The organism is Loktanella sp. D2R18 (assembly GCF_003318235.1).
GTDB lineage: Bacteria > Pseudomonadota > Alphaproteobacteria > Rhodobacterales > Rhodobacteraceae > Yoonia.
The window spans coordinates 293,839-309,382 of sequence record NZ_QOCG01000009.1 but is presented as its reverse complement, the minus strand read 5'-3'; the positions used below and the strand labels follow the sequence as shown (position 1 = coordinate 309,382).

Here is a 15,544-nt window from a genome sequence, read left to right as displayed (position 1 = left end):
GACCATCCAACGACACGCCGAGAGAAAAGATCGATTACAACAGCCAGATATGACCAGCCCTCGTGGGTCCTGATGTACGTGATATCGGTCACCCAGACGCGATCAGGGGCATTCACTTCAAATTGGCGATCTAAGGTGTTGTCAGCGACGATCGCTGGCTTGCCGCCATAGCGACCAGGGCGGCGTTTATAACCGATTTGTGCCGTGATCCCTGCAAGACTGGCCAAACGTGCGACACGGTTCTCCTTGGTTCCAAAATTACCAAGCAAACCGTCTACAAATCTAGGGGCACCTCAGTGATGGCTTCTCAAGTGCCGCGATAACCGGAAGCCTGACGCGTGAAATTCGCAATGGGGTTCTAAGCAGCGAAACGTCCCTATCATCCGATGGGTCTCTCTCGGTCGGAGGATCAGTCGAACTTCAGCTGTAAAATACGTTGCCATGGTTCTGGCTGCCTGTGTTTCTACCTGAGATGGTGGAGAAGCAGGTAGTCAGTTCCTTGGTGAGTTACCCAGATTTTTGTGAGGCTTCACTTCTACAAATCGACGGCTCATTGGTGGTAACGGCTAGCATGATTTCACCCGCTGTCCACATTATTATTGGGACCTCAGACAGACCCTACGAGCCGCCGTTCACAACGAGCCCAGTTGTTGAGTGGACCTGTCGCGGTTTGGTGCGGCTCCTTTGGTCGCAGCCCGGCATCGTTCTATAAGTTCAAAGCCAAATACGGTGGCATGAACAGTTCTGAAACCCATCGCCTTAAGTCGCGGGAAGATGAAAACGCCATGCTGCTGCTTCCCCAATGCTGAATGTGGTCGGCGCCAGTTGTATAGATCGCGGAAATTCCAACGAAGCGCACTTGTTTGGTGGCGCGTGCCGTGCCAACCTTATGATTGTATTTTAAGAGAGGATTTTCCATGGCTCGGTCTTTGAAGTCGTTTATTTTTGCGATTGCTACTATCGTTGCAGGCGGGGTGGCTGCCCAAGAGCAGGTCCCGGCCGCGCGGACGATATATGAACGCGGCGTTGATCTAGTCGGAACGGATCTAGCGCAAATCTTTGATACGACGGCCGCAGCCTGCGAGGCGGCGTGTTTGAACAACAGTGCCTGCACGGCGTTTACGTTTAACCAACGCTCAAACGCGTGTTTTCCAAAAACAAATGTCACCGATTTTGTGCCATTTGAGGGGGCGCTATCGGCGCGCGTTTATGCGACTGATCCTGCGGTCTTGGCCGGGGCTGCCGCGCGCATGGCCGAGCTTAATTTCTTACGGGGCGGCGACTTCGAAACTGCGGCCAATTTAGCCCGCCTGTCGAATCAGCCAATTCGCAATGCATCACAGTCCCAGCGCGCGGCGTGGGACCGGGCCTTGGCAACTGATTTGGCGATCGACTGGATTGCTTTTGGTCGCAACGCGGGTGTTTCAAACAGCCGCGTGACCAATATGGCTTTGCCCGCCTACGTAAAGGCTTATTTGCGCTCGCTAGATTTGCAAACTCGGCGTGCGGCGGCAATGTCGCTGGCATATGCGCTTGAAGATGCTGGGCGTGGTCGTCGGATGATCGATGCATTGCGGCTTGCGCAAGCGTTGCGCTTTGATCGCGAAACCGAAGCACAGCTTGACGAAGCAATTGGAAAATATGGGTTCCGGGTGGTCGACACTAAGGTTGAAAGTGATAGCGCAACCCCCCGTATTTGCGCCATTTTTAACGAAGACTTGATAAATGCGGGCACTGATTACACGCCGTTTGTACAACTGCCACAGACACAATTGGTCGTCACGGTCAGCGATGCGCAGCTTTGTGTTGACGGTGTCGAGCACGGTGAACGTTACCGAATTATTCTGCGCAATGGCTTGCCCGCTGCCAGCGGTGAAACCCTGACTTACCCTGTTGAGATCACTCTCTATGTGCGCGACCGGGCGCCGTCTTTGCGGTTTGCAAGCAGCGCCTATGTGTTGCCTCGCACTGGCGATATTGCGATCCCATTGGAAACTGTAAACATGTCGCAAGTGGATCTGAGCCTGAGCCGGATCGATGACCGCAACCTGATGCGCACGATCCAATCTGGCCTGATGGACCGGAGCGTGTCGCGGTACGGCGGGGATTTGTCGACTGAAATTGGGACAAGCATCTGGTCGGGCACGGCAGATGTGGCCCAAGAACTGAACCGCGATATGCTCACCCGTCTGCCATTGGGTGACGTGTTGATCGATGAACCTGCTGGGCTTTATGCGCTCACCGCTCGCAGCACCAATGATAGCGATGAAATCGGCACGACGACGCAGTGGTTTGTGCTGTCAGATATCGGGGTTGCGACCTACTTGGGTAATGACGGGCTGACGGTCGCTGCGCGTGGTCTTGGTGACGCATTGGCCATCGCTGATGCACAGGTGACATTGGTGTCGCGCAGCAACGCAGTCTTGGCCGAGGCGCAAACAGATGCCGATGGTGTTGCGCAATTTGCGGCCGGGTTGACGCGCGGCACAGGTGGAAATGCGCCCGCATTGGTGACCGTGGCCTTGGGCGACGATATGACGTTTTTGTCACTGACGGATGCAGCCTTTGATCTGTCTGATCGCGGCGTCGAAGGGCGCGAACCGAGCCAACCGATTGATGTGTTTATGGCAACGGATCGCGGTGCCTACCGTGCTGGCGATACGATCCATCTGACGGCCTTGACGCGGGATCAAACTGCTCTTGGGTTGGATGGCATTCCGCTCACAGCGGTGCTGATCCGCCCGGACGGGGTGGAATACAGCCGCCAGATTTCGACAGATGATCGCGCTGGCGGGCATGTATTCGCGCTGCCCGTGGCGTCAACCGCTCCGCGCGGCACCTGGCGGATCAGCGTGCAGGCGGATGCAGATAGCGGGCCATTGGCCCAAACCACCGTATTGGTCGAAGATTTCTTGCCTGAGCGTATCGATTTTGACTTGGCATTGCCGGATGCTATCCGGCTGGGTGATACGCCGAACCTGCGTGTCGATGCGCGCTATTTGTTTGGTGCGATCGGGTCTGATTTGGATGTCGAAGGCGAGGCCTTGTTATACGCCGCCAATAGCCTCGATGGGTTTCCCGGCTACCGCTTTGGTCAGTATGACGCCCGTTTTGACGGTCAGCTGAATTATCTTGATGGCGGCGTGACCAATGGCGAAGGGATTGCAAATCTACCCGTTGCTCTGCCCGATGTTGATGCGACACAGCCGCTCGAATTGCGGGTCACCGCGCGGGTCAAAGAAGGCTCTGGCCGCCCGGTTGAGCGACAGATTACCGTGCCAGTACTGCCCGACCTGCCGATGATCGGGATCAAACCGCTTTTCGACGGGGTGATCAGCGAAGACAGCACCGCCCCATTTGAATTGATTGCGCTGAACCCCGATATGACGGGGGCCGATATGCGGGTGCAATGGACCGTCAATAAGGTGCGTACCCGGTACCAATGGTACCGTCTGCATGATCGCTGGCACTGGGAACCTACGACGACCCGGACACGTATTGCCACGGGCGAAGCCGCGCTTGGCACGCTGCCAACACGGGTTGAGGCGAATGTCGAATGGGGGCAGCATGAGATCGTCGTTGAAGCGATTGGTGGTAGCTACGTCGCGGCATCTGATGAGTTTTACGCAGGTTGGTATGCGCCAGCATCCGCAGATGACACGCCAGATTTGCTTGAAGCCTCGCTTGACGCGCCCGCCTATGCAGTGGGTGACACGGCGACGTTCCGTGTGGTGCCGCGTTATGCCGGCCAAGCGGTAATAACGGTCATGTCGGATCGGTTGATCAGCATGAAAACCGTGCCCGTGACCGAAGGCGAAAACCTGATTACTTTGCCCGTGACCGAAGAATGGGGCGCAGGCGCCTATGTCAGTGCGTCGGTCATTCGGCCGATGTCTGTCGCCGAAAACCGCAACCCAAGCCGCGCGCTTGGGCTTGGCTATGCGCAGGTTGATCCCGGCGATAAGGCGTTGCAAGTATCCTTGCAGGCACCCGCGACAATGCAACCGCGCGGACCAATGGATATCGCGGTGCAGGTGGATGGGGTGCGCGCTGGTGAAACAGCCTATGTCACCTTGGCCGCCGTTGATCTGGGTATCTTGAATTTGACGGGTTTTGAATCGCCTGATCCGCAAGGTTATTACTTTGGTCAGCGCAAGCTAGGTGTTGAAATTCGCGACGTCTATGGCCGTTTGATTGACGGGTTGAACGGCGCGATGGGCAATGTGCGTTCGGGCGGGGACGCTGTCTCCGCTGCGGGCATGCAAAGCCCGCCTCCGACCGAGGAACTTGTCACCTATTTCACGGGCCCAGTATCTGTCGATGCGAACGGGCAAGCGCAAGTGCGCTTTGATTTGCCAGCCTTCAACGGCACGATCCGATTGATGGCAATCGCGTGGTCGGACACAGGCGTTGGCCAAGCCGAACAAGACGTGATTGTGCGCGACCCAGTTGTTTTGACTGCCAGCGTGCCGCGTTTCTTGGCACCGGGCGACCAAAGCCGGGTGCTGTTGGAAATCGTCCATGCGGATGGGCCAGCTGGGGAAATGGGCTTGCAGATTGCGGCCAATGGGCTTGGGCTTGTCTCTCAAATCCCGCCGTCTTTCACTTTGGCAGAAGGCGGCAAACAGGTGTTTGAAATTCCCTTCGCGGCCTTTGACGTCGGTAATCATAGTATTGATATCACGCTAACCACGCCTGATGGGCGCGCGCTGGTGAAATCGCTGAATGTGCCCGTTGTTGTCAACGATCCCGAGGTCAGCCGTATCAGCCGGTTTAACCTTGGGGCAGGGCGCAGCTTTATCTTTGATGATGATGTCTTTGCGGGGCTGGTGAATGGTACGGGTAAGGCGACGCTTTCAGCGGGGCCGCTTGCGCGGTTTGATGCGCCGGGGCTGCTGAATACGCTTGATCGTTACCCCTATGGCTGCACCGAACAGATCACATCGCGGGCGCTGCCGCTGTTGTACCTAGATGGGGTTGCCGCGGCGATGGGGCTAGCAACGCGCGATACGATCCAAGAACGGGTCACGCAAGCGATTGCTGAAGTGACCTCTAATCAATCGGCAAACGGGGCCTTTGGGCTTTGGCGGCCAAGCTCGGGTGATCTTTGGCTTGATGCCTATGTCACTGACTTCCTGACCCGCGCGCGGCTTGCAGGCTATGCGGTGCCCGATGTGGCTTATGGCAATGCGGTCGCGAACCTGCGTAACGCGGTCAACTACTACCCTGACTTTGATGAAGGCGGTACTGATCTGGCCTATGCGCTGTTTGTGCTGGCCCGCGAGGGCGAGGCGGCCGTCGGTGATTTGCGTTATTATGCAGATCAAAAGGCCGATGCGTTTACATCGCCTTTGGCCATCGCGCAGGTTGGGGCAGCCTTGGCGCAATATGGTGATCAGCCACGTGCAGATGCGATGTTTGCCCGCGCTGGGCGTATGTTATTTGCGCGTATCGCCGCCGAAGAACGCCGTTTGTGGCGCAGTGACTATGGCACCTACCGTCGGGATACGGCGGCTGTCCTTGCACTCGCGGTTGAGGCGGGTAGCAATGCGATTGACCGTGACCAATTGGTGCAGCGCATCGCGACAGATGCCAGCCATGTGTCTACGCAAGAAGCAGCATGGACTTTGCTTGCAGCTAATGCGCTTGTCGATGATTTGCGCACGACAGGTCTTACCATCGATGGGTTGCTACCCGATGGGCCGGTGGTCCAGTTGCGCGATGCGCAAACGGGTGCAGCGCCTGTGACAGTTACCAATACAGGCGTGTTGCCCACTGAAATTACGGTCACAACCTTTGGGGTACCAAGCGAGCCTGAACCAGCAGGCGGCAATGGCTATGCGATTGAACGGACCTACTTCACCACCGAAGGGCGCGAGGTCAATCTTGGGAATGTGGCTGTCGGCACGCGGCTGGTGACTGTGTTGACTGTGCGCCCGTTCGGGCGACAAGAGGCCCGGTTGATGGTCAACGACCCGCTCCCCGCCGGGTTCGAGATCGACAATCCGAACCTGCTGTCCGGCGGCGATATTCGTGCGCTTGACTGGATAGAATCGACCTATGCTGAAAACGCTGAATTCCGCACCGATCGGTTCTTGGCCGCTGTGGATCGGCGTTCAGACGAACCGTTCCGATTGGCTTATATCGTGCGCGCCGTTTCACCAGGTGATTTCTATCACCCAGCGGCCTCGGTTGAGGATATGTACCGCCCGCAAATGCGCGCCCGCACTGATGCTGGAAATGTCACAATTACCCCGTGATGCGCAGTCTATTTGCCATAGCGATCTGTCTTTGGGCCGGGGCTGCGGCGCGCGACGGGATTAATGATTGGGTCGACGCGACCGTCTTGCCGGCGCTTGCGATGGACGTCAGTACCGAAGTGCGCGACCGCAACGGCGATTTGCTGCGCGTCTATACCAACGCGCAGGGGCGCTGGCGTCTGCCTGTCGATCTGGCAGAGGTTGACCCGACCTATCTACAGATGTTGATCCGGTTCGAGGATAAGCGCTTTGCCGTCCACAGCGGCGTTGATTCCATCGCGGCCATGCGCGCCGTCGGGCAAGCTATCTGGCATGGCGAAGTCGTATCTGGCGGGTCGACACTGACAATGCAGGTCGCGCGATTGCTAGAAGACGGCAGCACCGGTCGGTGGCGCGGAAAGCTCCGCCAAATCCGGGTTGCTTGGGCGTTAGAGCGGCAGTTGAGCAAAGATGAAATTCTGACGCTTTATCTGAATCACGCGCCCTATGGTGGCAATATCGAAGGTGTGCGCGCTGCGTCTTACGCCTATTTTGATCGCCCGCCGCGCAGGTTAACCCCAGCGCAATCGGCACTTTTGGTTGCCATTCCGCAATCACCCGAAGCGCGCCGCCCTGACCGCGCACCAGATGCGGCGACTTACGCGCGCGATGCGGTCTTGAACAGGCTGCTTACCGACGGGTTCCTTGATGCCGCAACATATGAAAGTGCGACACGCCTTGCGGTGCCTACGACCCGCCATCTGTTGCCCGCATATGCGCCGCATCTTGCCGATCGCGCGCTGGCGGTAAACCCAATCCAAACCCGACACGATCTGACACTGGACCGCCGCTTGCAAATGACGCTCGAGGATTTGGCCGCGCAAGCCACGCGCAGCCGCTCGGATGGGGTGCAAATCGCCATCATGGTCGCCGATCATCAAAGCGGGCATATTCTGGCAAGTGTTGGATCATCCGCCTACAATGCCGATACGCGTGGGGGATTTATTGATCTCACACAGGCTATCCGCTCGCCCGGATCGACCCTGAAACCGATGATCTACGGGTTGGGGTTCGACCAAGGGTTGATCCACCCCGAAACCCTGATTGCTGACCATCCAACGGATTTTGACGGCTACCAACCGCAGAATTTTGACGGGCTGTTTCGGGGTGAATTGCGGGTGCGAACCGCCTTGCAGCATTCACTGAATATTCCTGCTGTCGCGGTAACCCAAGAGCTGGGGCCGCATCATCTGATTGCAGGGCTACGCCGCGCAGGCGCAGCGCCACAGGTGCCCGGTGGTGCGCCGGGCCTCGCAGTTGCTTTGGGTGGGGTAGGGTTGACGTTGCATGATCTGGTCGCGGTTTATGGGGCGATTGGAAACGGCGGCGTGGCAGTTGATTTACGCTGGCAGCAAGCGCCTACAGCAGGGTTTGCGCCGCAAGTGGTGATGAACCGGGCTGCGGCCTGGCAAATCGGACATATCCTGGAAGAAGCCCCCCGCCCACGCGGCGTGCAAGCCACTGGGATCGCATTTAAGACGGGTACCTCATATGGACACCGTGATGCATGGGCGATTGGGTTCGATGGACAGTATGTCGTGGGTGTTTGGATGGGGCGTCCAGATGGGACGCCTGTGCCCGGCGCCTTTGGCGGTGATCTAGCGGCGCCCGTGATGTTTGACGTTTTTGGGCGGATCGCGCCGCAGCCGACACCGATTGGCCCGCCACCGCATGAAACGCTACTTCTGTCGACCGCGCAATTGCCACAGCGTTTGCAGTTTTTCGGGACGCGGCATACGACAATTGCACGCGCGCCGAAAATCGCGTTTCCTCCGAATGGGGCCGTTTTGGATGCGACCTTTTCGACAGTAAAAGTGCAAGATGGGCGCGCGCCATTTATCTGGCTTGTGAACGGGGAACCCGTTGCGCGTAGCTTCCGCAATCAAACAGACATCGCGATCTTGGGGCTAGGGTTTTCATCAGTCACTGTGATCGACGCCGACGGGCAATCAGACCAGGCGCAAATTGAAATCCGTTAGGCAGTCCAAGCGGCAATCTGTTCTGGTGTTAATGTCGCATCACGCAAAGTCTTGAACTGCGCAAGTGCATCTATTTCCAACGCGGCGACCCGGCCTATGCCACGAAATACATCAATCTGCGTCAGTGTGGCGTCAAGATGTTGGCGGGATTTGGGAAGTTCGATATCATTTCTATTGCTTTTGTTCCAGAATTTTGAATTCAAGAAATAGCGCCCATCTGCGCGGCCCATCGCATCGCCGCGCAGGTTTTTCATCAAAAACACATCTTGTGATCGCGTGGCATAGTGGTGAATGCAGCCGTTTTCCCAAGTCATATGTGCATCCGTGAGAGGGGTGTATCGTGCGCGCCTTGTTTCAAACATGGCAGTTGGTGACATCTCATACCCTTTTGCATTCACAACTGTAACGCTTTCATTGAGGGGGCATTTGGGCATGTGATCTGTCGCGCTACCAAAGCGGCATGGTCGAAACAGCGATTTGTGCATCGTCACGCCATAGCGCAAACGCGGGGTCGTTTGGGTGAATTGCGCGATTACCAAACCGCCCTCCCAGCGTTTGATTCCAGAGTCTCCAAATGGACGCCATGCTAGGGCGATGCAATCGGCGGGGACAGCGGCGGCTATCAAATCATCGACTTTTTTATCCCCCACATCGACATGCAAAAATTCATCTGAGTCGCAATGCAATAGATAGTCCACTGCCATAAGCCGTTCGTTTTGAAACACGTTGCGCATACCTGCGATTTGCGGGGCTTCACCGGATTGGATGTCGTTACGGATGTGCATGATGCGGGGATCACGTGCGGCGATTTCGTCAAGCAGCGTATCCGTCCCATCCGTACAATCATTGGTCACAACGGCGACCGTGTCAAAACCAACAACCAATTGATAGGCCAGCCATTCAAGCAAAAATATGGCTTCATTACGCATGCATGCGACAACAGCGGTATTCATGTTTGCATCTTTCGTGAGTGTCCGTTCTCAAGCCCGTCAAGCGTCCAGTCGCCAACGCGCCAGCGTACCAGTCGGAGGGTCGGGAACCCAATATGGGCGGTCATACGGCGCACTTGGCGATTGCGCCCTTCGCGAATGGTAATCTCAACCCATGTATCGGATACGGATTTGCGGAACCGTACGGGCGGGTCACGTTCCCATAATGCCGGTGGATCGATTAACCGCGCCTTTGCCGGGCGCGTCGGCCCGTCTTTAAGGGTCACCCCGTTGCGGAACGCTTGCAAATCGGCATCTGTTGGCGCGCCTTCGACCTGCACGAGGTAGGTTTTGGTTAGCTTATGCTTAGGGTCGGCGATGCGGGCCTGCAATTTGCCGTCATCCGTCAGCACCAGTAGGCCTTCGCTATCGCGGTCAAGTCGCCCAGCGGGGTACACATTCGGCACATCAATGTAGGCCGACAGCGTGGGGCGCGGCGACGGGCTGCGCGCATCTGTGAATTGCGACAAAACCCCAAAAGGTTTGTTGAAAAGGACGACATTTGCCATGGACCACATTTGCCTCAGATATGCGCGCAGGTCTATGCCGTTCTGACATCCGTCTCTTGTGTATCTCTCTGGCGACTGGGCGGTATACCGTTGTGTGCATATAACTATATGTAAATATTGTATTTTTTCTTTGCGAATATCTAGTTGCGCGTTAGGTTGAGGCTAGTTTTTGAAAAAATGATGCGCGTATGGCCCCAATAATAGATCATCCGTTACGGCTCGAAATGGCCAATGAATTGCATGCACGCCCGTTTCCGGTTGTGCAAGCGCCGGGGCGCGCGGCGTTTCTTGCGATGAAGCCAGCGCAAAATGCAGCGGGCCGCGACCGTGCGGCGGATATGGCGCATTTGACGGCGTTGCTTGACCGTTTTGATGCGCCGCACCCTGCACCGGATGCGACACATTACTTTGGTCAAATCGGGGCGTATCAGCTGAAGTGGGAAAGCCATACGGAATTTGTGACCTTTACGATTTTGGGCGCTGGCGTCGCACAGACCCCTTTTGACGCAACGACGTTTCAGCTTTTCCCTGAGGATTGGTTGCAAGCGGCCCCCGGAACGCGCGTGACCTCTGCGTTGATCCGTGTCGAAACGGCTAAAAGCGATGATGAAATCATTGCCGATACGGATGATTGGTTCGCGCCCGAAAGCCTTGCAATCAGTCGGGTGTTGGATGGTGAGCTGGTGATCGCGGGTGACTTTTGTATCGATCCGGCTGGACATATGCGATTTGCGGTTTTTGCGCAGCCGACGGTGGGAAAGCGGCGGGTTGGTCGGGTTGTGCAGCGCTTGTGCGAAATTGAGACCTATAAGGCGATGTCGATGTTAGGCCTATCGCGCGCGCGCAGCCTTGGCCCGCAGATGGGCGCGATTGACGAGAAACTTGCGCAATTGATTGCCGATATGCGTGCGGGGACGCCGGATGCCGCCGCTCAGCTTGACGCATTACTTGATGTCTCAGCAGAACTAGAGAGCATTTCTGCACAATCATCGTTTCGCTTTGGCGCGACCCAAGCCTATGAAACCATCGTCAATCAACGCATTCAAATCCTGCGCGAAACCCGGTTTGCGGGGCGTCAAACATTTGGTGAATTTATGATGCGCCGGTATGACCCCGCGATGCGCACAGTTACGTCGACGCAACAGCGGCTGAATGCGATGTCCGACCGTGCCTTGCGCGCAGGTGATTTACTCCGGACCCGCGTTGATGTTGAACGATCTGCGCAAAACCAAGCATTGCTCACCAGCATGGATCGTCGTGCGGACTTGCAGCTGCGGTTGCAACATACGGTCGAGGGCCTATCGATTGTCGCGATCAGCTATTATGCGTTGAACCTTGTGCTGTATATGGCAGGGCCGCTGCAATATGCGTTGGACATCAGCAAAACGACGCTGGCTGCGGTGGCGACCCCGGTTGTTGTGCTTGGGGTTTGGGTCGCTTTGCGCCGTATTCGCAAACATCTATAGTTGCTTACGCGTAGGTCGCGCCGTCACTGAAGCTGACTTTGACGCTGTTAACATATCGAACCCTGATTAGGTCAGCTGCGCAATCGCCTGATCCGTGACTGCTGACAAGGCCAGTGCGGTTGCCCCGCGTGCCCAAACTAAATCCCCCCATGCGTGGGTTTCGACAGCGCAGGGCGTGCGCCCGTCATTCAATGTCAGGCGGTGCATTTCTGACAGGACCTCTTCTGCATATAGATAATCATACTGCATGCGCTCACCTGAGATGATGATCAGCGCGGGATCGAATAGCTGCACGATGTTAGCCAAACCTACCGCCAAATAGCGGCCCGCACGGCGAAAGATCGTTTGTGCCGCCTCATCACCTGATTTTGCTTGGGCAAACAGCGCCGCGAGCAAGGCGTTAGGGCTTTGGCTTTCATGGGGTTGCAGGTGCAATGCTGTGGCGGCTTCGCGTGCAAGCGCATAATCAGCGAGATAAGCCTCAAGACAGCCGCGTCGCCCGCAGCGACACAAGGCTCCATCCAGCTGAACTTTGGTATGCCCCAATTCCAGCCCCATGCCGCGTGCCCCCCGATACAGACGGTTGTCGATCACAAGCCCCATGCCGACGCCCTGTTCGATGGTGACGACTGCAAAATCAGATTTCGCCCGTCCCGCGCCGAACCAAAGCTCGGCCAATGTCAGCATATTGGCGTCATTGTCCAAATGGATTGGCAGATCGAATTTTTCCCGAAATGCAGTCGCAAAATCACAATTGCGCTGTGCCAGCAGCGGGGACCACGGCACTGTGCCAGCCTGATGGTCAACGATACCCGACAGCCCAATCCCCACGGCGGCCACTGCGGATAGTTGCGTGTCCGCAGCGTTCAAGACGTCCTGGATCAGTTTTCCAACCTCGGCCAGCACATCATCTAGCTGCTTTGGCCCAGCCGGAGTTTCAAGCACAGCTGTCGCGCGGGTGTTTCCCGCAAAATCGGTCAATACGGCTGAATGTATCTTTTCTGACAGCTTAATGCCGATCACCGCATGTGTTTCGGGAACAACCTCAAGCGCGACGGCGGGACGGCCACGGCCGGTTTCGCGCGGGATACTTTCTACCTCGCGCAACAGCCCGGCATTGATCATCTCGGCGGTTAAAGCCGTGGCCGATCCCGCGCTAATGCCAAGGGCTTGGATGACATCGGTGCGTGTTGCCCGCCCGGCTGCGCGGACATGTTCAAAAATCTGTTGGCGCATCGATTTTGTCTGCGCAGAGCCAAGCGGTAAAAGCGGGCCGCAACCTTTTGGGGGTGAGTGATTGTCCAACATATTTTTGCGCCTGAATTATTATTGGCAATATAGAACGGAAAATGGCAAGGTTCGCAAGGAAAAATCAGAATTTCTACTGAAGTGCCGCATTTTTGTGTATTTTTAATTCGATCGCTGAATTTAATTTGACAAGCGCGCCGAGACAGCCCAAGGCTTGCGGCCAGAAGCTTGCTGTGATCGGGAGGAGTGCTGCATGTATATTGGATTGGACCTTGGGACATCTGGGCTCAAGGCGGTTTTGATCGATGATGCGCAGGAAATTGTTGCAGAGGCGACTGCGCCGCTCGAAGCTGTGCGCCCAGAACCAGGTTGGTCAGAGCAGGCGCCAGCGACATGGTTAGATGCAGCCGATGCGGCGATCCGGGCTTTGTCCGCGCAGGCGTCATTGGGCGCTGTGCGTGCAATCGGGCTGTCGGGCCAGATGCATGGGGCAACGTTGCTTGATGCCGCAGACGAGGTTTTGCGCCCTTGTATCTTGTGGAATGATACGCGCGCAGCCGCAGAGGCGGCCGAGCTGGACGCAGATCCGCAGTTTCGCGCGCTGACCGGAAACATCGTATTTCCGGGCTTTACCGCGCCGAAACTAGTATGGGTTGCGCGACATGAGCCTGAAATCTTCGCGCGGATCAAACGCGTACTTTTACCCAAAGATTATTTGCGCCTTTGGCTAACAGGAGAGGCCGTGGCCGAAATGTCTGATGCCGCAGGCACCAGTTGGCTTGATGTCGCGCAACGTGATTGGTCCGACGATTTGCTTGCTGCGACCGGGATGGCCCGCGATCACATGCCGCGTCTTGTCGAAGGGTCCGAAGTATCAGGGGAATTACGCGCTGAACTATCCAGCCGCTGGGGGTTACCCAAAGGGGTGGTCGTTGCGGGCGGCGGCGGCGACAATGCGGCAAGTGCTGTTGGTGTCGGCGTTGTGAATGCGGGCGATGCGTTCGTGTCGCTAGGGACATCGGGCGTCTTATTTGCGGCCTCTGATACCTATCAGCCCGATGCTGCCAGCGCGGTGCACACGTTTTGCCATGCGTTGCCAAATACGTGGCACCAGATGGGGGTCATTTTGGCTGCGGCGGATGCGCTCAATTGGTATGCGCATTCGGTTGGAAAACCGGCCGCAGATATCACGCGCGATTTGGGACGACTTCAGGCGCCGGGGCAGCCGATATTCCTGCCCTATCTGGGCGGTGAACGGACGCCGCATAATGATGCCGCCATACGTGGCAGCTTTTTGCATCTCGACCACGCGACCGATCAGCAGGCCATGACACGTGCAGTGCTTGAAGGCGTGACCCATGCGTTTCGCGACAGTTATGACGCGCTCACATCGACGGGCACCCAGATCAAACGGTTGATTGCCGTAGGTGGCGGATCGAAATCGGACTATTGGGTGCAGGCGATTGCGACGTCACTGGGGATGCCCGTTGAACTGCCCATTGCCGGTGATTTTGGCGGCGCGTTTGGCGCGGCGCGGCTGGGGCTTATGGCCGCCACAGGTGCCGGTGTTGAAATCGCTACCCCCCCTAAAATTGACCGCATCATCGAACCCGACCTTGCGCTGACAGACAGCTTTGCCGCTGCCCACGCACGTTATCGCGCCAGTTATGGCGCATTGAAAGGACTAATATGACCGACTTTTTCAAAGATATCCCCGCCATCAAATACGAAGGCCCAAAATCCGACAACGACTATGCGTTTCGGCATTATAACCCGGACGAAATCGTCATGGGCAAACCGATGAAAGATCATCTGCGTTTTGCGGCCGCTTATTGGCATTCGTTTGCTTGGCCGGGCGGTGACCCGTTTGGAGGCCAGACGTTTGAGCGCCCGTGGTTTTCTGACACGATGGAAGCCGCCAAGCTGAAGGCCGATGTCGCGTTTGAGATGTTCCAAATCCTCAACGTGCCGTATTTTTGTTTCCACGATGCGGATGTGCGCCCCGAAGGTAATAGCTTTGCTGAGAACACGAAGAATCTCGAGGAAATCGTTGATTGCTTTGCACAAAAGATGGACGAGACTGGCGTGAAATTGCTTTGGGGCACGGCCAATCTGTTTTCGAACCGCCGCTTTATGTCGGGGGCCGCGACCAACCCTGATCCTGATGTCTTTGCGTTTTCTGCGGCCACGATCAAAACATGCATGGATGCCACCATGAAATTGGGCGGCGAAAACTATGTGCTCTGGGGGGGGCGTGAAGGCTATGAAACCCTGCTCAACACAGACATGGGCCGCGAGCGCCAGCAGGCAGGCCGTATGTTGCAGATGGTTGTCGATTACAAACATAAGATGGGTTTTGAGGGTGCGATCTTGATCGAACCAAAGCCGCAAGAGCCGACGAAGCACCAGTATGATTACGATGTCGCAACTGTTTACGGGTTCCTCAAAGAATTCGGGTTGGAAGGCGAAGTGAAGATGAATATTGAGCAAGGCCACGCGATTTTGGCGGGGCATTCGTTTGAACATGAATTGGCGATGGCGCGTGAATTGGGGATTTTCGGGTCCATTGATATGAACCGCAATGACTACCAATCTGGCTGGGACACCGATCAATTCCCTAACAATGTGCCCGAAATGGCGCTGGCCTATTACGAGGTGCTGCGTGCTGGCGGGTTTACCACTGGTGGCACCAACTTTGATGCGAAACTGCGCCGTCAGTCATTGGATGCCGAGGACCTGATCCTTGCACATGTTGGCGGCATGGATGCCTGCGCCGCCGGGCTGAAAGCTGCCGCTGCGATGCTGGACGATGGTAAATTGGAAGCCGCACGCAACGCGCGCTATGCGGGGTGGGATACCGATGCAGGTCAGACCCTAATGAATAGTGATCTTGATGGCATCACCTCCTCAGTACTGGCCAATAACATCAATCCAGAACCCATTTCGGGTCGCCAAGAGCGGCTTGAAAATCTGGTAAACCGTTACCTGTAAGGCGATAAAAACGGCGCTTGCCCCTTTGGGGCAGGCTGCCTAATCTGTGGGGTGTAGCCACAG

General features: G+C 56.6%; 8 protein-coding genes and 2 pseudogenes. 6 read left to right on the top strand and 4 right to left on the bottom strand.

Features of this window, described 5'->3' with window-relative positions:
* Positions 1 to 242 (bottom strand): annotated as a pseudogene (locus DS901_RS06600) (DDE-type integrase/transposase/recombinase); the annotation flags it as partial.
* A 432-nt stretch (positions 243 to 674) separates the two neighbouring features.
* Between DS901_RS06600 and DS901_RS19130 the strand changes: the two are divergent.
* The 3 genes and pseudogenes from DS901_RS19130 to pbpC form a co-directional block, all read left to right on the top strand.
* Positions 675 to 791, top strand: a pseudogene (locus DS901_RS19130) (transposase); the annotation flags it as partial.
* 126 nt (positions 792 to 917) lie between these two features.
* Positions 918 to 6,260, top strand: a complete 5,343-nt coding sequence (locus DS901_RS06595; protein WP_113776129.1) for an MG2 domain-containing protein — start codon at positions 918 to 920, stop codon at positions 6,258 to 6,260.
* A complete protein-coding gene (pbpC, locus tag DS901_RS06590; protein WP_113776128.1) occupies positions 6,260 to 8,278 on the top strand; it encodes a penicillin-binding protein 1C in 2,019 nt (672 codons plus the stop codon). Before DS901_RS06595 ends, pbpC begins: the two co-directional genes overlap by 1 nt.
* On the opposite strand, the gene DS901_RS06585 is transcribed toward pbpC, so the two are convergent.
* Both DS901_RS06585 and DS901_RS06580 read right to left on the bottom strand, forming a co-directional pair.
* Positions 8,275 to 9,207 (bottom strand): glycosyltransferase family 2 protein, encoded by a 933-nt coding sequence (locus tag DS901_RS06585; protein ID WP_181820790.1) that lies wholly within the window; start codon positions 9,205 to 9,207, stop codon positions 8,275 to 8,277. The genes pbpC and DS901_RS06585 overlap by 4 nt on opposite strands.
* Positions 9,208 to 9,227: 20 nt before the next feature.
* Complete coding sequence (locus DS901_RS06580) at positions 9,228 to 9,776, bottom strand: pseudouridine synthase (protein ID WP_113776126.1); 549 nt, start codon at positions 9,774 to 9,776, stop codon at positions 9,228 to 9,230.
* Between the two features lie 188 nt (positions 9,777 to 9,964).
* Here DS901_RS06580 and DS901_RS06575 point away from each other — a divergent pair, with 188 nt between their 5' ends.
* Complete coding sequence (locus tag DS901_RS06575) at positions 9,965 to 11,242, top strand: DUF3422 family protein (RefSeq protein WP_113776125.1); 1,278 nt, start codon at positions 9,965 to 9,967, stop codon at positions 11,240 to 11,242.
* Between the two features lie 66 nt (positions 11,243 to 11,308).
* Here the strand turns inward: DS901_RS06575 and DS901_RS06570 are convergent, their stop codons facing one another.
* On the bottom strand, positions 11,309 to 12,550 hold the full coding sequence (locus DS901_RS06570; protein WP_113776124.1) for an ROK family protein: 1,242 nt from the start codon (positions 12,548 to 12,550) through the stop codon (positions 11,309 to 11,311).
* A 193-nt stretch (positions 12,551 to 12,743) separates the two neighbouring features.
* On the opposite strand from DS901_RS06570, the gene xylB reads away from it, so the two are divergent.
* Positions 12,744 to 14,183 (top strand): xylulokinase, encoded by a 1,440-nt coding sequence (gene xylB, locus DS901_RS06565; RefSeq protein ID WP_113776123.1) that lies wholly within the window; start codon positions 12,744 to 12,746, stop codon positions 14,181 to 14,183.
* Positions 14,180 to 15,481 carry a xylose isomerase gene (gene xylA / locus DS901_RS06560; RefSeq protein ID WP_113776122.1) on the top strand — a complete coding sequence of 434 codons (1,302 nt, stop codon included), beginning with the start codon at positions 14,180 to 14,182 and terminating at the stop codon, positions 15,479 to 15,481. Before xylB ends, xylA begins: the two co-directional genes overlap by 4 nt.
* Positions 15,482 to 15,544: the final 63 nt, after the last annotated feature.